The organism is Streptococcus infantis, from assembly GCF_000960085.1.
Taxonomy (GTDB): Bacteria; Bacillota; Bacilli; order Lactobacillales; family Streptococcaceae; genus Streptococcus; species Streptococcus infantis_C.
On the sequence record NZ_JYGT01000002.1, the window covers coordinates 1 to 19,441 of the forward strand.

The 19,441-nt window shown below is 42.7% G+C and carries 16 protein-coding genes, 2 tRNA genes, 3 rRNA genes and 1 other RNA gene; 21 read left to right on the forward strand and 1 reads right to left on the reverse strand.

What is annotated here, in order from left to right; genetic code table 11:
* The first annotated feature begins 186 nt into the window (after positions 1 to 186).
* The 18 genes from TZ94_RS00085 to TZ94_RS00165 all read left to right on the forward strand — a co-directional run bounded on the left by TZ94_RS00085 (position 187) and on the right by TZ94_RS00165 (position 15,322).
* A 16S ribosomal RNA gene (locus tag TZ94_RS00085) occupies positions 187 to 1,734 on the forward strand.
* Positions 1,735 to 1,784: 50 nt separating this feature from the next.
* A tRNA-Ala gene (locus TZ94_RS00090) sits at positions 1,785 to 1,857 on the forward strand.
* Between the two features lie 125 nt (positions 1,858 to 1,982).
* Positions 1,983 to 4,884 (forward strand): 23S ribosomal RNA (locus tag TZ94_RS00095).
* A gap of 77 nt (positions 4,885 to 4,961) precedes the next feature.
* Positions 4,962 to 5,077, forward strand: a 5S ribosomal RNA gene (gene rrf, locus TZ94_RS00100).
* The 16S, 23S and 5S rRNA genes sit together here with 2 tRNA genes alongside, the layout of an rRNA operon.
* 5 nt (positions 5,078 to 5,082) lie before the next feature.
* Positions 5,083 to 5,156, forward strand: a tRNA-Asn gene (locus tag TZ94_RS00105).
* A gap of 198 nt (positions 5,157 to 5,354) precedes the next feature.
* Positions 5,355 to 5,588, forward strand: a complete 234-nt coding sequence (comW, locus tag TZ94_RS09990) for a sigma(X)-activator ComW (protein ID WP_045613083.1) — start codon at positions 5,355 to 5,357, stop codon at positions 5,586 to 5,588.
* A 243-nt stretch (positions 5,589 to 5,831) separates the two neighbouring features.
* Entirely contained in the window at positions 5,832 to 7,118 is a 1,287-nt protein-coding gene (locus TZ94_RS00115; protein ID WP_045613084.1) for an adenylosuccinate synthase, read from the forward strand.
* 199 nt (positions 7,119 to 7,317) lie between these two features.
* Positions 7,318 to 7,785, forward strand: coding sequence for a tRNA adenosine(34) deaminase TadA (tadA, locus tag TZ94_RS00120; protein WP_045613085.1), 468 nt, complete (start codon positions 7,318 to 7,320; stop codon positions 7,783 to 7,785).
* A 32-nt stretch (positions 7,786 to 7,817) separates the two neighbouring features.
* Positions 7,818 to 7,915: signal recognition particle sRNA small type (gene ffs / locus TZ94_RS09375), an RNA gene on the forward strand.
* Between the two features lie 54 nt (positions 7,916 to 7,969).
* On the forward strand, positions 7,970 to 8,413 hold the full coding sequence (locus TZ94_RS00125) for a dUTP diphosphatase (RefSeq protein WP_045613087.1): 444 nt from the start codon (positions 7,970 to 7,972) through the stop codon (positions 8,411 to 8,413).
* Position 8,414: 1 nt separating this feature from the next.
* Positions 8,415 to 8,930, forward strand: a complete 516-nt coding sequence (locus tag TZ94_RS00130; protein ID WP_045613088.1) for a histidine phosphatase family protein — start codon at positions 8,415 to 8,417, stop codon at positions 8,928 to 8,930.
* A 13-nt stretch (positions 8,931 to 8,943) separates the two neighbouring features.
* A complete protein-coding gene (radA, locus tag TZ94_RS00135) occupies positions 8,944 to 10,305 on the forward strand; it encodes a DNA repair protein RadA (protein WP_071788242.1) in 1,362 nt (453 codons plus the stop codon).
* Between the two features lie 69 nt (positions 10,306 to 10,374).
* Positions 10,375 to 11,070 (forward strand): TIGR00266 family protein, encoded by a 696-nt coding sequence (locus TZ94_RS00140; protein WP_045613090.1) that lies wholly within the window; start codon positions 10,375 to 10,377, stop codon positions 11,068 to 11,070.
* A gap of 162 nt (positions 11,071 to 11,232) precedes the next feature.
* Positions 11,233 to 11,727 (forward strand): beta-class carbonic anhydrase, encoded by a 495-nt coding sequence (locus TZ94_RS00145; protein ID WP_045613092.1) that lies wholly within the window; start codon positions 11,233 to 11,235, stop codon positions 11,725 to 11,727.
* 214 nt (positions 11,728 to 11,941) lie between these two features.
* Entirely contained in the window at positions 11,942 to 12,910 is a 969-nt protein-coding gene (locus TZ94_RS00150) for a ribose-phosphate diphosphokinase (protein WP_000010176.1), read from the forward strand.
* Between the two features lie 273 nt (positions 12,911 to 13,183).
* Positions 13,184 to 13,822: an amylase-binding adhesin AbpA gene (gene abpA / locus TZ94_RS00155; RefSeq protein WP_045613093.1), complete on the forward strand. Its 639-nt coding sequence runs from the start codon at positions 13,184 to 13,186 to the stop codon at positions 13,820 to 13,822.
* A 77-nt stretch (positions 13,823 to 13,899) separates the two neighbouring features.
* Positions 13,900 to 14,742: a class B sortase, LPKTxAVK-specific gene (gene srtB, locus TZ94_RS00160; protein ID WP_045613095.1), complete on the forward strand. Its 843-nt coding sequence runs from the start codon at positions 13,900 to 13,902 to the stop codon at positions 14,740 to 14,742.
* Positions 14,743 to 14,884: 142 nt separating this feature from the next.
* Positions 14,885 to 15,322 carry a CoA-binding protein gene (locus TZ94_RS00165; protein WP_045613097.1) on the forward strand — a complete coding sequence of 146 codons (438 nt, stop codon included), beginning with the start codon at positions 14,885 to 14,887 and terminating at the stop codon, positions 15,320 to 15,322.
* Positions 15,323 to 15,350: 28 nt separating this feature from the next.
* On the opposite strand, the gene TZ94_RS00170 is transcribed toward TZ94_RS00165, so the two are convergent.
* Positions 15,351 to 16,361, reverse strand: a complete 1,011-nt coding sequence (locus TZ94_RS00170) for a YeiH family protein (RefSeq protein WP_045613098.1) — start codon at positions 16,359 to 16,361, stop codon at positions 15,351 to 15,353.
* A gap of 154 nt (positions 16,362 to 16,515) precedes the next feature.
* Between TZ94_RS00170 and TZ94_RS00175 the strand changes: the two genes are divergently transcribed.
* From TZ94_RS00175 to plsX, 3 genes are read left to right on the forward strand one after another with little or no spacing between them, the layout of a single operon-like run.
* Positions 16,516 to 17,685, forward strand: coding sequence for a pyridoxal phosphate-dependent aminotransferase (locus tag TZ94_RS00175; RefSeq protein WP_045613099.1), 1,170 nt, complete (start codon positions 16,516 to 16,518; stop codon positions 17,683 to 17,685).
* The gene (gene recO / locus TZ94_RS00180) at positions 17,682 to 18,452 is read left to right on the forward strand and encodes a DNA repair protein RecO (protein ID WP_045613100.1); all 771 of its coding nucleotides are present in this window, start codon (positions 17,682 to 17,684) and stop codon (positions 18,450 to 18,452) included. The genes TZ94_RS00175 and recO overlap by 4 nt, the downstream gene beginning before the upstream one ends.
* Positions 18,449 to 19,441, forward strand: coding sequence for a phosphate acyltransferase PlsX (gene plsX, locus TZ94_RS00185; protein WP_045613101.1), 993 nt, complete (start codon positions 18,449 to 18,451; stop codon positions 19,439 to 19,441). Before recO ends, plsX begins: the two co-directional genes overlap by 4 nt.

Below are 19,441 nucleotides of genomic sequence, written 5' to 3' on the forward strand. Positions count from 1 at the left end.
AAAAAAACCTGTTGACAGAGAAAACTGACTGTGATATACTAATATAGTTGTCGCAAGCGCGACAAAGACCTTTGAAAACTGAACAAGACGAACCAATGTGCAGGGCACTATAACTGAAGGTTATAGTACTGAACAATGAAAAAACAATAAATCTGTCAGTGACAGAAATGAGTGAGAACTCAAACTTTTAATGAGAGTTTGATCCTGGCTCAGGATGAACGCTGGCGGCGTGCCTAATACATGCAAGTAGAACGCTGAAGCTTGGTGCTTGCACCGAGCGGATGAGTTGCGAACGGGTGAGTAACGCGTAGGTAACCTGCCTGGTAGCGGGGGATAACTATTGGAAACGATAGCTAATACCGCATGACAACAGTTATTGCATGATAGCTGTTTAAAAGGGGCAATTGCTCCACTACCAGATGGACCTGCGTTGTATTAGCTAGTTGGTGGGGTAACGGCTCACCAAGGCGACGATACATAGCCGACCTGAGAGGGTGATCGGCCACACTGGGACTGAGACACGGCCCAGACTCCTACGGGAGGCAGCAGTAGGGAATCTTCGGCAATGGACGGAAGTCTGACCGAGCAACGCCGCGTGAGTGAAGAAGGTTTTCGGATCGTAAAGCTCTGTTGTAAGAGAAGAACGAGTGTGAGAGTGGAAAGTTCACACTGTGACGGTATCTTACCAGAAAGGGACGGCTAACTACGTGCCAGCAGCCGCGGTAATACGTAGGTCCCGAGCGTTATCCGGATTTATTGGGCGTAAAGCGAGCGCAGGCGGTTAGATAAGTCTGAAGTTAAAGGCTGTGGCTTAACCATAGTACGCTTTGGAAACTGTTTAACTTGAGTGCAAGAGGGGAGAGTGGAATTCCATGTGTAGCGGTGAAATGCGTAGATATATGGAGGAACACCGGTGGCGAAAGCGGCTCTCTGGCTTGTAACTGACGCTGAGGCTCGAAAGCGTGGGGAGCAAACAGGATTAGATACCCTGGTAGTCCACGCCGTAAACGATGAGTGCTAGGTGTTAGACCCTTTCCGGGGTTTAGTGCCGTAGCTAACGCATTAAGCACTCCGCCTGGGGAGTACGACCGCAAGGTTGAAACTCAAAGGAATTGACGGGGGCCCGCACAAGCGGTGGAGCATGTGGTTTAATTCGAAGCAACGCGAAGAACCTTACCAGGTCTTGACATCCCTCTGACCGCTCTAGAGATAGAGTTTTCCTTCGGGACAGAGGTGACAGGTGGTGCATGGTTGTCGTCAGCTCGTGTCGTGAGATGTTGGGTTAAGTCCCGCAACGAGCGCAACCCCTATTGTTAGTTGCCATCATTCAGTTGGGCACTCTAGCGAGACTGCCGGTAATAAACCGGAGGAAGGTGGGGATGACGTCAAATCATCATGCCCCTTATGACCTGGGCTACACACGTGCTACAATGGCTGGTACAACGAGTCGCAAGTCGGTGACGGCAAGCTAATCTCTTAAAGCCAGTCTCAGTTCGGATTGTAGGCTGCAACTCGCCTACATGAAGTCGGAATCGCTAGTAATCGCGGATCAGCACGCCGCGGTGAATACGTTCCCGGGCCTTGTACACACCGCCCGTCACACCACGAGAGTTTGTAACACCCGAAGTCGGTGAGGTAACCATTTGGAGCCAGCCGCCTAAGGTGGGATAGATGATTGGGGTGAAGTCGTAACAAGGTAGCCGTATCGGAAGGTGCGGCTGGATCACCTCCTTTCTAAGGATAAGGAATGCACATTGGTCTTGTTTAGTCTTGAGAGGTCTTGTGGGGCCTTAGCTCAGCTGGGAGAGCGCCTGCTTTGCACGCAGGAGGTCAGCGGTTCGATCCCGCTAGGCTCCATTGGTGAGAGATCACCAAGTAATGCACATTGAAAATTGAATATCTATATCAAATAGTAACAAGAAAATAAACCGAAAACGCTGTAGTATTAATAAGAGTTTATGACTGAAAGGTCAAAAAAGTAAGGTTAAGTTAATAAGGGCGCACGGTGGATGCCTTGGCACTAGGAGCCGAAGAAGGACGTGACAAACGACGATATGCCTTGGGTAGCTGTAAGTAAGCGATGATCCAGGGATTTCCGAATGGGGGAACCCAACAGGTACTACCTGTTACCCATATCTGTTAAGGATATGAGGAGGAAGACGCAGTGAACTGAAACATCTAAGTAGCTGCAGGAAGAGAAAGCAAAAGCGATTGCCTTAGTAGCGGCGAGCGAAACGGCAGGAGGGCAAACCGAAGAGTTTACTCTTCGGGGTTGTAGGACTGCAATGTGGACTCAAAGATTATAGAAGAATGATATGGGAAGATCAGCCAAAGAGAGTGAGAGCCTCGTATTCAAAATAGTCTTTGTACCTAGCAGTATCCTGAGTACGGCGGGACACGTGAAATCCCGTCGGAATCTGGGAGGACCATCTCCCAACCCTAAATACTCCCTAGTGACCGATAGTGAACCAGTACCGTGAGGGAAAGGTGAAAAGCACCCCGGGAGGGGAGTGAAATAGAACCTGAAACCGTGTGCCTACAACAAGTTCGAGCCCGTTAATGGGTGAGAGCGTGCCTTTTGTAGAATGAACCGGCGAGTTACGATATGATGCGAGGTTAAGTTGAAGAGACGGAGCCGTAGGGAAACCGAGTCTGAATAGGGCGCTTTAGTATCATGTCGTAGACCCGAAACCATGTGACCTACCCATGAGCAGGTTGAAGGTGCGGTAAGACGCACTGGAGGACCGAACCAGGGCACGTTGAAAAGTGCTTGGATGACTTGTGGGTAGCGGAGAAATTCCAAACGAACTTGGAGATAGCTGGTTCTCTCCGAAATAGCTTTAGGGCTAGCGTCGACATAAAGATTCTTGGAGGTAGAGCACTGTTTGGGTGAGGGGTCCATCCCGGATTACCAATCTCAGATAAACTCCGAATGCCAATGAATTATGGTCGGCAGTCAGACTGCGAGTGCTAAGATCCGTAGTCGAAAGGGAAACAGCCCAGACCACCAGCTAAGGTCCCAAAATAATTGTTAAGTGGAAAAGGATGTGGGGTTGCACAGACAACTAGGATGTTAGCTTAGAAGCAGCTATTCATTCAAAGAGTGCGTAATAGCTCACTAGTCGAGTGACCCTGCGCCGAAAATGTACCGGGGCTAAAACAATTTACCGAAGCTGTGGATACCTTTATAGGTATGGTAGGAGAGCGTTCTATGTGTGGCGAAGGTGTACCGTGAGGAGCGCTGGAACGCATAGAAGTGAGAATGCCGGTATGAGTAGCGAAAGACAGGTGAGAATCCTGTCCACCGTAAGACTAAGGTTTCCAGGGGAAGGCTCGTCCGCCCTGGGTTAGTCGGGACCTAAGGAGAGACCGAAAGGTGTATCCGATGGACAACAGGTTGATATTCCTGTACTAGAGTATGTAGTGATGGAGGGACGCAGTAGGCTAACTAAAGCAGACGATTGGAAGTGTCTGTCTAAGCAGTGAGGTGTGAACTGAGTCAAATGCTTAGTTCTATAACATTGAGCTGTGATGGGGAGCGAAGTTTAGTAGCGAAGTTAGTGACGTCACACTGCCAAGAAAAGCTTCTAGCGTTAAACATACTCTACCCGTACCGCAAACCGACACAGGTAGTCGAGGCGAGTAGCCTCAGGTGAGCGAGAGAACTCTCGTTAAGGAACTCGGCAAAATGACCCCGTAACTTCGGGAGAAGGGGTGCTGACTTTACGTCAGCCGCAGTGAATAGGCCCAAGCAACTGTTTATCAAAAACACAGCTCTCTGCTAAATCGTAAGATGATGTATAGGGGGTGACGCCTGCCCGGTGCTGGAAGGTTAAGAGGAGTGCTTAGCGGTAACGCGAAGGTATGAATTGAAGCCCCAGTAAACGGCGGCCGTAACTATAACGGTCCTAAGGTAGCGAAATTCCTTGTCGGGTAAGTTCCGACCCGCACGAAAGGCGTAATGATTTGGGCACTGTCTCAACGAGAGACTCGGTGAAATTTTAGTACCTGTGAAGATGCAGGTTACCCGCGACAGGACGGAAAGACCCCATGGAGCTTTACTGCAGTTTGATATTGAGTGTCTGTACCACATGTACAGGATAGGTAGGAGTCTATGAGATCGGGACGCCAGTTTCGAAGGAGACGTTGTTGGGATACTACCCTTGTGTTATGGCCACTCTAACCCGGATAGGTGATCCCTATCGGAGACAGTGTCTGACGGGCAGTTTGACTGGGGCGGTCGCCTCCTAAAAGGTAACGGAGGCGCCCAAAGGTTCCCTCAGAATGGTTGGAAATCATTCGCAGAGTGTAAAGGTATAAGGGAGCTTGACTGCGAGAGCTACAACTCGAGCAGGGACGAAAGTCGGGCTTAGTGATCCGGTGGTTCCGTATGGAAGGGCCATCGCTCAACGGATAAAAGCTACCCTGGGGATAACAGGCTTATCTCCCCCAAGAGTTCACATCGACGGGGAGGTTTGGCACCTCGATGTCGGCTCGTCGCATCCTGGGGCTGTAGTCGGTCCCAAGGGTTGGGCTGTTCGCCCATTAAAGCGGCACGCGAGCTGGGTTCAGAACGTCGTGAGACAGTTCGGTCCCTATCCGTCGCGGGCGTAGGAAATTTGAGAGGATCTGCTCCTAGTACGAGAGGACCAGAGTGGACTTACCGCTGGTGTACCAGTTGTCTTGCCAAAGGCATCGCTGGGTAGCTATGTAGGGAAGGGATAAACGCTGAAAGCATCTAAGTGTGAAACCCACCTCAAGATGAGATTTCCCATGATTTTATATCAGTAAGAGCCCTGAGAGATGATCAGGTAGATAGGTTAGAAGTGGAAGTGTGGCGACACATGTAGCGGACTAATACTAATAGCTCGAGGACTTATCCAAAGTAACTGAGAATATGAAAGCGTAAGGTTTTCTTGGAATTTGATAGATATTCAATTTTGAGTAGGTATTACTCAGAGTTAAGTGACGATAGCCTAGGAGATACACCTGTACCCATGCCGAACACAGAAGTTAAGCCCTAGAACGCCGGAAGTAGTTGGGGGTTGCCCCCTGTGAGATATGGAAGTCGCTTAGCTTTTATCCGCCATAGCTCAGTTGGTAGTAGCGCATGACTGTTAATCATGATGTCGTAGGTTCGAGTCCTACTGGCGGAGTTTTTAAACGTTCTAAGGAACGTTTTTTTGTTTCTTCAGTATACGTATAAATTTTTTTATGAACCTTTTTTCATCTATTCTTACTTCTTTCGTTTATTTGAAGTTCGCTTAGCTTGAAATTTTTATTATATAGGATTAATTATCTTTTTAATTAGCCTTTCTGATAGACTAGTTTTATCAATAAGAAAGGTTTTTTATATGCTTCAAAAGTATTATGATCATTGTTTTATTTTTCTCAAACAGATTGAAGGGGAATATGCGTTACTTTTTCAGTCTAATGATGATTGGGAATCGTTTCATTTAAAATTCTTACTTTATTATTTAGTTCGTTTCAGAATAAAGGATGAGAAAGACTTTATTCTCTGTCATTTTAGGGCAGCTTATCGTATCTATCTTAATCATTTACTTGGACAAACATTCAATTATTGTTAGTAGATATAGTCATTTTCATTTATTACGAACGTTAATTTATATATAATAAAAAATATATAGAATAATCTTAAATTTTTACTTTATTTATTTTAAAATCAAAGGAAAACCCTAATCTTTTCTAGTGTTTATTCTTGATAAAATGGGGTTTTTTTCTTATAATAAATTGTAAGATATAATTGTGGGTGAGAGTCCCGCCATGTATATGAGAAAGGACGAGCCTTTAGGCTCAGACGAAAATTTATTATGACTTCAGTTGTTGTTGTAGGTACCCAATGGGGTGATGAAGGTAAAGGAAAAATTACTGATTTTCTTTCAGCTAATGCAGAGGTGATTGCTCGTTACCAAGGTGGTGACAATGCAGGTCACACGATTGTGATTGATGGAAAAAAATTTAAGTTACACTTGATTCCTTCTGGAATTTTCTTCCCAGAAAAAATCTCTGTAATTGGAAACGGAATGGTTGTAAATCCAAAGTCTCTTGTAAAAGAATTGTCTTATCTCCATGAAGAAGGGGTTACAACAGATAATTTACGTATTTCTGATCGTGCGCACGTTATTTTGCCTTATCATATCGAGTTAGATCGCTTGCAAGAAGAAGCTAAGGGTGATAATAAGATTGGTACTACAATTAAAGGAATTGGTCCAGCTTATATGGACAAGGCAGCTCGTGTGGGTATCCGTATCGCAGATCTTTTGGATAAAGAGATTTTCCGTGAACGTTTAGAACGCAATCTTGCTGAGAAAAATCGTCAATTTGTAAAATTGTATGATAGCGAACCTATTTCATTTGATGATATTTTTGAAGAATATTATGAGTATGGCCAACAAATCAAGCAATATGTGACAGATACTTCTGTTATTTTGAACGATGCGCTTGATAATGGTAAACGTGTTCTCTTTGAAGGGGCTCAAGGCGTTATGCTTGATATTGACCAAGGAACTTATCCATTTGTTACTTCCTCAAATCCTGTTGCTGGTGGTGTGACAATTGGTTCTGGAGTAGGTCCAAGCAAGATTGACAAGGTTGTAGGTGTATGTAAAGCTTACACAAGTCGTGTTGGTGATGGTCCTTTCCCAACTGAGCTATTTGATGAAGTTGGAGATCGTATCCGTGAAGTGGGGCATGAGTATGGAACAACCACTGGTCGTCCGCGTCGTGTAGGTTGGTTTGATTCAGTTGTTATGCGCCATAGCCGTCGTGTGTCTGGCATCACAAATCTCTCTTTGAACTCTATCGATGTTTTGAGTGGTTTGGATACAGTAAAAATCTGTGTGGCCTATGATCTTGATGGTCAACGTATTGATTATTACCCTGCTAGTCTTGAACAATTGAAACGTTGTAAACCAATCTACGAGGAGCTACCAGGTTGGCATGAAGATATTACTGGAGTACGTACTTTGGAAGACCTTCCTGAAAATGCACGTAACTATGTACGTCGTGTTAGCGAATTGGTGGGTGTGCGTATTTCAACATTCTCAGTAGGTCCTGGTCGTGAACAGACTAATATTTTAGAAAGTGTTTGGTCATAGGAGATTTTTTAAGATTTGTTTAAGACAGGTCGGATATACTATAGACAGTTACAAGAAGACCTCCTAACTTGTTGTAACAAATTTCCTAAACTTTTCTTTTTCATAATAATCTCCCTATAAAGCCACCGCATTCGGTGGCTTTTTTTGTCTTCAAAAACGTGATATAATGATAGAATTGATAGCTAGGAAGAGAGAAGAGATGGATTATACACTTGAAGAAAAAGAAGCTTTTATGAGAGAGGCCTTAAAGGAGGCAGAAATCGCCTTAGAGCATGATGAAATCCCGATTGGTTGCGTGATTGTCAAGGACGGTAAAATCATAGGGAGAGGCCATAATGCGCGCGAGGAATTGCAACGTGCAGTCATGCATGCAGAAATTATGGCTATAGAGAATGCTAATCTGAGCGAAGAGAGTTGGCGCTTGCTTGATTGTACGCTTTTTGTGACCATTGAGCCTTGTGTCATGTGTAGTGGGGCAATTGGGCTCGCACGGATTCCGAACGTGGTCTACGGGGCTAAAAACCAGAAATTTGGCGCTGCTGGAAGCTTGTATGATATCTTGACGGATGAGAGACTCAATCATCGTGTGGACGTTGAGACAGGCATTTTAGAGAGTGAGTGTGCGGGGATTATGCAGGACTTTTTCCGAAATCGACGGAAAAAATAATTTCTCTTTAAAAACAGAAGGGAATGTGGTATAATAGCTAGTGGAGCAACAGTTCTGCGTGAAGCGGGTCAGGGGAGGAATCCAGCAGCCCTAAGCGATGTGGATTGTGTGCTCTTTTTTCGTGCTTTTTTCGAATAAATAAGATAAAATAGCCTAGAATATAAGATTTAAAAAGAGGGAAAATATGAAAATTCGTGGTTTTGAATTAGTTTCTAGTTTTACAGATGAAACTTTGTTACCCAAGCGTGAGACAGCACATGCAGCTGGTTACGATCTAAAAGTTGCTGAACGTACGGTGATTGCTCCTGGAGAGATTGTTCTCGTCCCAACGGGTGTTAAAGCCTATATGCAACCAACTGAGGTCCTCTATCTTTATGACCGTTCATCAAATCCTCGTAAGAAGGGCTTGGTCTTGATCAACTCTGTGGGAGTCATTGATGGAGACTATTATGGAAATCCAGGAAATGAAGGCCATATCTTTGCTCAGATGAAAAACATTACTGACCAAGAAGTGATTCTTGAAGTTGGGGAACGTGTGGTTCAGGCTGTCTTTGCACCTTTCTTGATTGCGGATGGAGATGAAGCAGACGGCGTGCGGACTGGTGGATTTGGTTCGACAGGACACTAAGATGAAGATTATCTTTGTCCGTCATGGGGAGCCAGATTATCGTGTGTTAGAGGAGCATGCTTATTCCGGATTTGGAATGGATCTAGCTCCCTTATCTGAGAAGGGAAGGAAACAGGCTCAGGACCTTTGCCAAAATCCCTTGTTCCAATCAGCTGATTTGCTAGTAGCTTCTTCAGTGACGCGAGCTTTAGAAACGGCTTCTTATCTTGCTAGTGCTATTGGACTTCCTTTGAGAGTGGAACCATTATTGCATGAATGGCAAGTCTATGAAAGTGGCGTAGAGAATTTTGAAAAAGCTCGTACTCTGTTTCTAGGAAATAATGGATCCTTACCGCCTAATAGTCCTATTCAATATGAGACAGCTGAGGAAATGAGGTCTCGGTTTCTAGAATCTATGGGCAAGTATCGAGACTATCAGACAGTCGTTGTTGTCACTCATCGAATGCTCATGCGTCAATTTGTGCCAGACGAGAAGATTGATTTTTGCCAAGTGATTGAGTGTGAGATAGAGATTTAGAAAGAGGTTTATTATAGCAAAGAAAAAAGCGACATTTGTGTGTCAAAATTGTGAATATAATTCACCCAAGTATCTAGGCCGCTGTCCAAACTGTGGAGCCTGGTCTTCTTTTGTAGAAGAAGTTGAGGTCGCAGAAGTCAAAAATGCGCGTGTGTCCTTGACAGGTGAGAAAACCAAGCCTATGAAATTGGCTGAGGTGACTTCTATCAATGTCAATCGAACTAAGACTGAGATGGAGGAATTTAACCGAGTGCTTGGTGGCGGTGTGGTGCCAGGAAGTCTTGTCCTCATTGGTGGAGATCCAGGGATTGGAAAATCAACCCTTCTCTTACAAGTATCAACCCAGTTATCTCAAGTAGGAACAGTTCTCTATGTTAGTGGGGAGGAGTCTGCTCAACAGATCAAACTCCGTGCAGAGCGCTTGGGTGATATCGACAGTGAGTTTTATCTCTATGCAGAAACCAATATGCAGAGTGTGCGGGCAGAAGTGGAGCGTATCCAACCAGATTTTCTTATCATCGACTCGATTCAGACCATTATGTCTCCTGAGATTTCAGGGGTGCAGGGATCAGTCTCTCAAGTACGCGAGGTAACGGCTGAACTCATGCAGTTGGCTAAGACCAATAACATCGCCATCTTTATCGTGGGGCATGTGACAAAAGAAGGAACCTTGGCTGGCCCACGTATGTTGGAACATATGGTGGACACCGTACTTTACTTTGAAGGGGAGCGCCACCATACCTTCCGTATTTTAAGAGCGGTCAAAAACCGTTTTGGCTCGACCAATGAGATTGGAATCTTTGAGATGCAATCAGGTGGATTGGTTGAAGTTCTTAATCCTAGTGAAGTGTTTTTGGAAGAACGCTTGGATGGGGCGACTGGTTCATCAATTGTTGTGACTATGGAAGGGACACGTCCGATTTTGGCGGAGGTTCAAGCTTTGGTGACACCGACTATGTTTGGAAATGCTAAACGTACTACGACTGGTCTTGATTTCAATCGTGCAAGCCTGATTATGGCTGTTTTGGAAAAACGTGCAGGTCTTCTCTTGCAAAATCAGGATGCCTATCTTAAATCGGCTGGTGGTGTCAAGTTAGATGAGCCTGCCATTGACCTCGCTGTAGCAGTTGCTATTGCGTCAAGTTATAAGGACAAGCCAACCAATCCTCAGGAATGTTTTGTAGGAGAATTAGGTCTGACTGGAGAAATTCGACGCGTGAATCGTATCGAACAACGAATCAATGAAGCTGCTAAACTTGGATTTACAAAAATCTATGTACCGAAAAATTCTTTGACAGGTATCAAGCCACCTAAGGAAATTCAGGTGATTGGAGTGACAACTATCGGAGAAGTCTTGAAAAAAGTATTTTCTTAATCGTTTTACTCGGTATTAGATTGCAAATTATTTTGTTGTTAACATTTATAAAAAAAGGAGGAATTTCTGATGAAATTTTCTATGGATAGTCAAATGCAATTTCCTTTGGTAGAGTTATCGCTCAATCAAGGAGAAACGGTCTTTATTCAGCGCGGTAGCATGGTCTACCATACACCCAATGTAAGTCTCAATACCCAGCTCAATGCTAGCGGATCTGGATTGGGACGTTTTGTCAAAGCTGTAGGGCGTTCAATGGTTTCTGGTGAAAGTACCTTTATCACCCAAGCTGTTGCTGAGTCTGACAACGGGAATCTTGCTTTAGCACCAGATACTCCTGGTCAAGTGATTGCTCTTGAGATAGGTGAAAAGCAATATCGATTGAATGATGGAGCCTTTCTAGCTCTTGATGGTACAGCTTTCTATACAATGGAGCGCCAATCTATTGGGAAAGCTCTGTTCGGAGGGCAAGGCGGTTTCTTTGTGATGACTACTCAAGGTCAAGGAACTCTTTTGGCCAATGCTTTTGGTTCGATTAAAAAAATTGAACTGCAAAACCAAGAAGTAACGATTGATAATGCTCATGTGGTGGCTTGGAGCCAGTCTTTGGACTATGATATTCACCTAGAAAATGGCTTCTGGCAATCTATCGGTACAGGGGAAGGAGTGGTGAACACCTTCCGAGGGACTGGTGAGGTCTATGTACAAAGTCTCAATCTTCAAAGCTTTGCAGGCTCACTTAACAAGTATATCCAAAAAGGTTCATAATATTTAAAAAACTAGGACAGAAACCCAAGCTAGACGCTGGATGTATCTGTCCCAGTTTTTTTATATGAAAGTTGACAGCTGACAAGACAAAGAAAAGATGGTAAGATAGGAGATAAATAATTTGGTGTTCAAATTATCTGGCAGACTAGAAAGTGAGTTGTCATGTCCTATTTTGAAAATTTTTTAAAAGCCAATCAAGCTTATGTAGAACTACATGGAGATTTGCATTTATCCATTAAACCCAAGACCAAGGTTGCAATCGTAACTTGTATGGATTCGCGTCTACACGTTGCGCCAGCTCTAGGGTTAGCTCTGGGAGATGCCCATATTTTACGGAATGCGGGTGGCCGTGTGACAGATGATATGATTCGCTCCCTAGTAATTTCCCAACAACAGATGGGAACAAGAGAGATTGTGGTACTTCACCATACAGACTGTGGTGCCCAAACCTTCAATAACGAGGACTTCCAAGAGCATTTAAAACGTGAATTGGGGGTTGATGTATCTGGCAAAGACTTTCTTCCTTTCCAAGATGTCGAGGAAAGTGTGCGTGAGGATATGAAATTGCTTCGGGAATGCCCATTGATCCCAGATGATGTCATAATTTCAGGAGCTGTTTACGATGTGGACACAGGAAGAATGAGCGAAGTATACTAATTTTTATGTGAAAGTGCTTCTCGTAGGCAGAAATAGGATGCTAAAATAGATAAATTTTTGCTTTACTATCACTAATATAAAATAGCATAAGACAAGAGGATAAATGTCTACTCTTGTCTTATTTTTTATTGAAAAATCAAGAAAAAAGCGCTACAATGGTAGATGGAAAATGTTGTGAAAAAACACAAGTGATACATAAATACTGGAGGAAATCATGTCTTTTTCTGATTTAAAGCTGTTTGCCCTTTCTTCAAATAGAGAATTGGCAGAGCGTGTAGCGCAAGAGATTGGAATAGAATTGGGAAAATCGACTGTTCGTCAATTTTCAGATGGAGAAATTCAAGTTAACATCGAAGAATCTATCCGTGGGAAACATGTCTTTATCTTACAATCAACTAGCTCACCTGTAAACGACAATCTACTAGAGATTTTGATTATGGTTGATGCTTTGAAGCGTGCTAGTGCAGAATCTGTCAACGTTGTGATGCCTTACTACGGTTATGCGCGTCAGGATAGAAAGGCTCGAGCGCGTGAACCAATCACTGCAAAACTCGTTGCAAATATGCTTGAAGTGGCTGGAGTGGATCGTTTGTTGACGATTGATTTGCACGCGGCACAGATTCAAGGATTCTTTGATATTCCTGTTGATCACTTGATGGGTGCTCCTTTGATTGCGGATTACTTTGAGCGCCGTGGTATGGTTGGTTCTGACTATGTTGTTGTCAGTCCAGACCATGGTGGGGTAACTCGTGCTCGTAAATTAGCAGAGTTCTTGAAAACTCCAATTGCCATTATCGATAAACGCCGTAGCGTAGACAAAATGAACACTAGCGAAGTGATGAACATCATTGGTAAGGTAGAAGGCAAGACTTGTATCTTGATTGACGATATGATTGATACAGCTGGGACTATTTGTCATGCAGCGGATGCACTTGCTGAGGCAGGAGCTGTTGAAGTTTATGCAAGCTGTACGCACCCAGTTCTTTCAGGGCCAGCTATGGACAACATCCAGAAATCAGCCATTAAAAAATTGGTTGTTTTGGATACTATCTACCTACCAGAGGAACGTTTGATTGATAAGATTGAGCAAATCTCTATCGCTCATCTTTTAGGCGATGCAATCATCCGTATCCACGAAAAACGTCCTCTTTCTCCATTGTTTAGTATCGAGAAGACTATTTAAATTTACAGTTGAGGAAATAAAAAAACGCTTATAAATTCAGAACCCTATCGAACACAGAAGTCTGTATTGTTCGGAGTTTAAATATTTTTGTATCAATTGTTTCAAGAATATTATTTGATTTTTTAAACTAGAATGAATTTTACTTATTTTTTACCAGAAAAAAATAAATTTATTTTAAAAAAAGCTTGACAACTTAGATTTATATGATATAATTTGATGTAATAAGGGTTGTCCTTATAAATTAAATTTTAAAATTAAAGAGGAGATAAAACAATGAAGAAAGTTTTATTATCATCAGTAGCAGCTCTTGCAGTATTTTCTGCAGCAGCTCCAGCATTTGCATCTGACAACTCATATAGCTCAAATGCATTGATTCAAAAACACTACGTTTCAGAACGTGATATCGCTGACGAAGCAAATACACAAGTAGCAGCACACGAAGCTGAAATTAACGCTGAAGCTGAAAAAGATGCAGCTGTTGTTGCAGCTAAACAAGCGCTTGAAGCTTATGGTTCAGGTCACCTTTACGGTTCATACGTAGCAAAAGTAGAGGAAGCTCGTACTGAAGCACGTAATGTAGTACGTAACAAATATGTAGCTCGTCTTCAAGATGCATACCGTGACACTGCTTATGCTGAAGGTAAATACTGGAACGATCCAACTGGCGTTCAAGACAATAAAACACGTGAAATGCGTGATGCAGAAGATAAAGCTCTTAACCATGGTGTAGCAGCTGATCAAGCAGTACAACCAGCTGATCAAGCAGCAGCTGATCAAGCAGCAACTAAACCAGAAGATGGTAAACCAGGTGCTGTAGACCAAGCTAAAAAAGCAGATGCAGCTGCTAAAAAAGCTGGAGCTTCTGCAAAAGCAGGTCAAAAAGCCCTTCCTAAAACACACGCTGCTAAATAATTTATTTATTTGGTGAAGTATACTATCACTGAAACTTTGTTTCAGTGATTTTTTTAGTAAATAACGAGGTATAAAAAATGAGTGGACACTCTAGAACAAAGAAAACACCAATTACTAAAATAATTGCTTCTATCGCTGCAGTAGTTATCGTTGCTTTGGGAGCCTTGTTTATATATAATAACAGCTTCTCAGAATCAAGTGGGAATAAGCCGACTGAGACTACCGTTACTCAGGAAGCGCCAAAGCAAGCTTATACTGCTAGCGCAGAAGAAAAGGAATATCTTGCTAATAAATTTAAAGGTTTACTTGCAACAAACTCTGAAACAGTTGGTTATGTATATATTCCTGGCACACAGTTGGATGAACCAGTTGTTCAAACAACGGATAATGCGACTTATTTAGATAAGCGCTTTGATGGTGTTAACGAGCCTTTAATGGGGGCAGTCTTTATGGACGCTGATAACAAGAAGGACTTTAGTGATCGATTGACTTGGTTATTTGGTCACGCTCGTGGTAGTAAAGTTCCTGATCATCGTATGTTTAAAGATGTGAACTATTTCAGTCGCCAAGAATATTTTGATGCACACCCTTATGTTGTCATTGAAACTCCAGAGAGAAAGTATTATTATGAAGCTGTTGCCATGATTATTGTTCCAGAAGAAACAGCTTTTTACCGTACTTCTTTTGATGATGATGCGGATTTTGAGAAACAGCTAACTACTATTTATGATACTGCAGAGGTTAAGAAACCAAATGTTAAGGTATCAGCTAAGGATAAATATCTTGTCCTTTCTACTTGTCGTGAAGAAGATGATACGATTCGTGCTAATCTCTACCTTCGACAAATTCCTGACTCAGAGATGAGTGACTTTGTCAAACAACATGGAGAAAGCCTTCAGTATAAACCAACAAGAGAATAATCTATAAATAAAAAATTTATGAATCCTCCTCAAATTAGATGAAATAGTTTAATTTTGGGAGGATTTTTTGATTTTTGTTTTTATAGTAAATTTCTGCAAACCCTTTCAAAATATGCTATACTGATGAAAAAGGAGGATTTTTATGACTCAAGAATTTATCAATCCAAGTGATGGCGTGATCCGTCAGTATCTAGAAACCAGTAAAACTCTAGCAGTAGTGGGCTTGTCTGACCGTGAGGAAACAACTAGCAATCGAGTGACAAAGGAAATGCAGGCTCGTGGCTATAAAATCATACCAGTAAACCCTAAGGCTGCAGGTGGGGAAATCTTGGGAGAAAAGGCTTATGCCAGTCTATCTGAAATTCCTTTCCCTGTCGCTATCGTTAATGTCTATCGTCGTAGTGAGTTTCTACCAGACGTGGCAAGAGATTTTCTCAAGGCGGATGCTAAAATTTTCTGGGCGCAACTAGGACTTGAAAGTCTAGAAGCGGAAGAAATCTTGCGTGCTGGAGGATGTGATGATATTGTGATGAATCGTTGCATCAAAAGAGAACATACACGTTTAATTCTTGAACAATAAAAAGGTAGCCTTTAGGCTACCTTTTGTCTTAGATAATACCGATGAGTATTTGCATGCCAAGACTAGTCAGGATAATGGCAATCCAGCAGAGGGCTCCAAGGAGAATAGATTTACCGCTGGACTTGATCATGGTGATGAGATTGGTTTTGAGACCGATAGCGCTCATGGCCATGATAATGAGGAATTTAGAGAGTTGTTTGAGAGGTGCAAAGAAGCTACTGCTGACACCGAAGGAAGTAAGGATAGTCGTTAGCAGAGAAGCCAGGATAAAGTAGAGAATGAAAACAGGGAAGATTTTTTTAAGTTTTACCCCTTGGCTATTTCCTTGTTGACGATTTTGCCAGTAGGAGAGGAAGAGGGTAATAGGGATAATAGCTAGGGTACGGGTCAGTTTGACAATGGTTGCTGCCTCCAGAGTGTTGGTATTGTATAGACTATCCCAGGCGCTAGCTGTAGCCGTTACAGAAGAAGTATCGTTGACTGCTGTCCCTGCAAAGAGAGAAAAACCTTCGTTTGATAGGTGAAGCCAGCTTCCTAGGGTCGGGAAGATAAGCGCAGCTATGACATTAAAGAAAAAGATAACAGATATGGCTTGAGCGACTTCTTTTTCCTTAGCATGGATGACAGGTGCGGTTGCCGCAATGGCAGAGCCTCCACAGATAGAAGAACCAACTCCAATCAAGGTAGCCAGCTTTGTATCGAGGTCAAAAAAGCGTTGGAAAAGATAGGCTACAACTAAAGCAATAGAAATAGTAGAGAGAATAACAGGAAGTGAGGATTTTCCAACTGCGAAAACTTGAGAGATATTGAGTCCAAATCCAAGCAAGATGACAGCGTACTGGAGTAATTTTTTAGAGCTGTAAGTCAAACCAGCATCCAGCTGTTTATAGGAAGTGAGAAAGGGATGGAGAATCATTCCGATAAAAATAGCAAAAACTGGCGCTCCTACAACAGGTAAGAAGCCTCCTAAAAACCAAGAGATGATAGAAATGATAAGACAGACTAGAAGTCCGGCCCAATTTTTTGATAGAAATGACATAAAAACCTCCGAAAATAAGCACTTCTTATTATAAGCTTGTCTATCAGAAAAGTAAAATAGAAAGTTGGAAGCACGCTGTAACTAAATGGATTTTTGCGGTCAAGGAGCTTTTGTAGTATAATAGATATATGTTCTTTAATCAAGGAGGGTATCTATGGACTTAACCAAGCGCTTTAATAAACAATTAGATAAGATTCAAGTTTCCTTGATTCGTCAGTTTGACCAGGCTATTTCAGAGATTCCTGGAGTGTTACGTCTGACACTGGGAGAACCGGATTTTACAACACCAAATCATATCAAGGAGGCTGCAAAACGAGCCATTGATCAAGACCAATCCTACTATACAGGGATGAGCGGTTTACTGACCTTGCGTCAGGCGGCTAGTAATTTTGTAAGAGAAAAATACCAGCTAGACTATAATCCTGAAAATGAAATCCTAGTCACTATTGGTGCGACAGAGGCTTTATCAGCTACTTTGACAGCTATCTTAGAAGAGGGAGACAAGGTTCTCTTACCAGCTCCTGCCTATCCTGGCTATGAGCCGATTGTCAATCTAGTTGGGGCAGAGATTGTCGAGATTGATACAACTGAAAATGGTTTTGTTCTGACTCCTGAAATGCTGGAAAAGGCAATTTTGGAGCAGGGTGACAAGCTTAAGGCTGTCATTCTCAACTATCCAGCTAATCCAACTGGTATCACTTATAGTCGCGAGCAATTAGAAGCCTTGGCAGACGTTCTACGTAAGTATGAGATTTTCGTAGTCTGTGATGAGGTTTACTCAGAATTGACCTATACAGGGGAAAATCATGTCTCTTTGGGAACCATGCTGAGAGATCAAGCCATTATCATTAACGGTCTTTCTAAATCCCATGCCATGACAGGGTGGCGTTTAGGTTTTATCTTTGCACCAGCAAACTTCACAGCTCAACTCATAAAGAGTCACCAGTACTTGGTAACTGCTGCGAATACTATGGCGCAACATGCTGCAGTAGAAGCCTTAACAGCTGGTAAAGATGATGCAGAACCGATGAAGAAAGAGTATATCCAGCGTCGAGACTACATTATCGAGAAGATGACTGACCTTGGCTTTGAGATTATCAAACCAGATGGTGCTTTTTACATTTTTGCTAAGATTCCTGCAGGTTACAATCAAGATTCTTTTGCTTTTCTAAAAGATTTTGCTCATAAGAAGGCTGTTGCCTTTATCCCAGGTGCTGCCTTTGGTCAGTACGGAGAAGGGTATGTTCGCCTATCTTATGCAGCCAGCATGGAAACGATTAAAGAAGCTATAAAACGACTTGAGGAGTATATGAAGGAAGCATGATTCAGTCTATTACGAGTCAAGGCCTGGTGCTCTACAATCGTAACTTTCGTGAGGATGATAAGCTGGTCAAAATCTTTACAGAGCAAGCTGGGAAACGGATGTTTTTTGTGAAACATGCTAGCAAATCTAAACTTGCTCCAGTCATTCAACCCTTGGTGCTGGCTCGTTTTCTCTTAAAGGTTAACGATGATGGACTCAGCTATATCGAGGATTACCACGAGGTGAAGACTTTCCCGAAAATCAATAGTGACCTCTTTGTTATGGCTTATGCGACTTACGTTGCGGCCTTGGCAGATGCGAGTTTGCAGGATAATCAAGAAGATGCTCCTTTGTTTGCTTTTTTGCAAAAGACCTTGGAGTTGATGGAAGAGGGCTTAGATTATCAAGTTTTGACCAATATTTTTGAAATTCAAATTTTGACACGTTTCGGAATCAGCCTTAATTTTAACGAGTGTACTTTTTGTCATCGTGTGGGTCAGGCCTTTGACTTTTCCTTCAAATACGGAGGCTGTCTTTGTCCAGAACATTACCATGAGGATGAAAGACGATGTCATCTGAATCCTAATATTCCTTATCTGCTCAATCAATTTCAAGCTATTGATTTTGAAACTTTAGAAACCATTTCTCTTAAGTCAGAAATCAAGCAAGAATTGCGTAAGTTTATGGACCAGATTTACGAAGAGTATGTTGGAATTCACCTAAAATCAAAGAAGTTTATTGATTCCCTAGCAGATTGGGGACAACTACTGAAAGAGGAAGACAAATGAAAAAAATCGCAGTAGATGCAATGGGTGGCGATTACGCACCACAAGCCATCGTTGAGGGTGTTAACCAAGCCCTTGCTGACTTTTCAGATATTGAGATTCAACTTTACGGAGACGAAAGTAAAATCAAACAATATCTAACAGCCGCAGAGCGTGTCAGCATTATTCATACAGATGAGAAAATTGACTCTGACGACGAGCCTACAAAAGCTATCCGCAAAAAGAAAAATGCTAGTATGGTCTTGGCGGCTAAGGCTGTCAAGGACGGAGAAGCAGACGCTGTTCTCTCGGCAGGAAATACAGGTGCTTTGTTAGCGGCAGGTTTTTTCATCGTTGGTCGTATCAAAAATATCGACCGACCTGGGCTTATGTCAACATTGCCAACGATTGATGGTAAGGGTTTTGATATGCTGGATCTCGGAGCTAATGCCGAAAATACAGCTCATCACCTCCATCAATATGCAATTCTAGGTTCCTTCTATGCCAAGAATGTTCGTGGCATTGCAAATCCCCGTATTGGCCTTCTCAACAACGGTACAGAAAGCAGTAAGGGAGATCCACTACGCAAGGAAGCCTATGACTTATTAGTAGCTGACGAGAGTTTGAATTTTGTCGGGAATGTGGAAGCACGTGACTTGATGGATGGTGTTGCAGATGTAGTCGTAACCGATGGTTTCACGGGAAACGCTGTTCTCAAAGCTATTGAAGGTACTGCTATGGGGATCATGGGATTACTTAAGAATGCCATTGTAGGTGGTGGACTTAGAGCCAAGCTCGGTGCATTCCTCCTCAAGGATAATCTCAGAGGTTTGAAAAAACAGCTCAACTATTCAGATGTTGGTGGTGCCGTCTTGTTTGGCGTTAAGGCGCCTGTTGTTAAGACTCATGGTTCAAGTGACGCTAAGGCTGTATACAGTACGCTTCGTCAGATTCGTACCATGCTTGAGACAGATGTAGTTGCACAAACTGCGCGTGAATTTTCAGGAGAATAA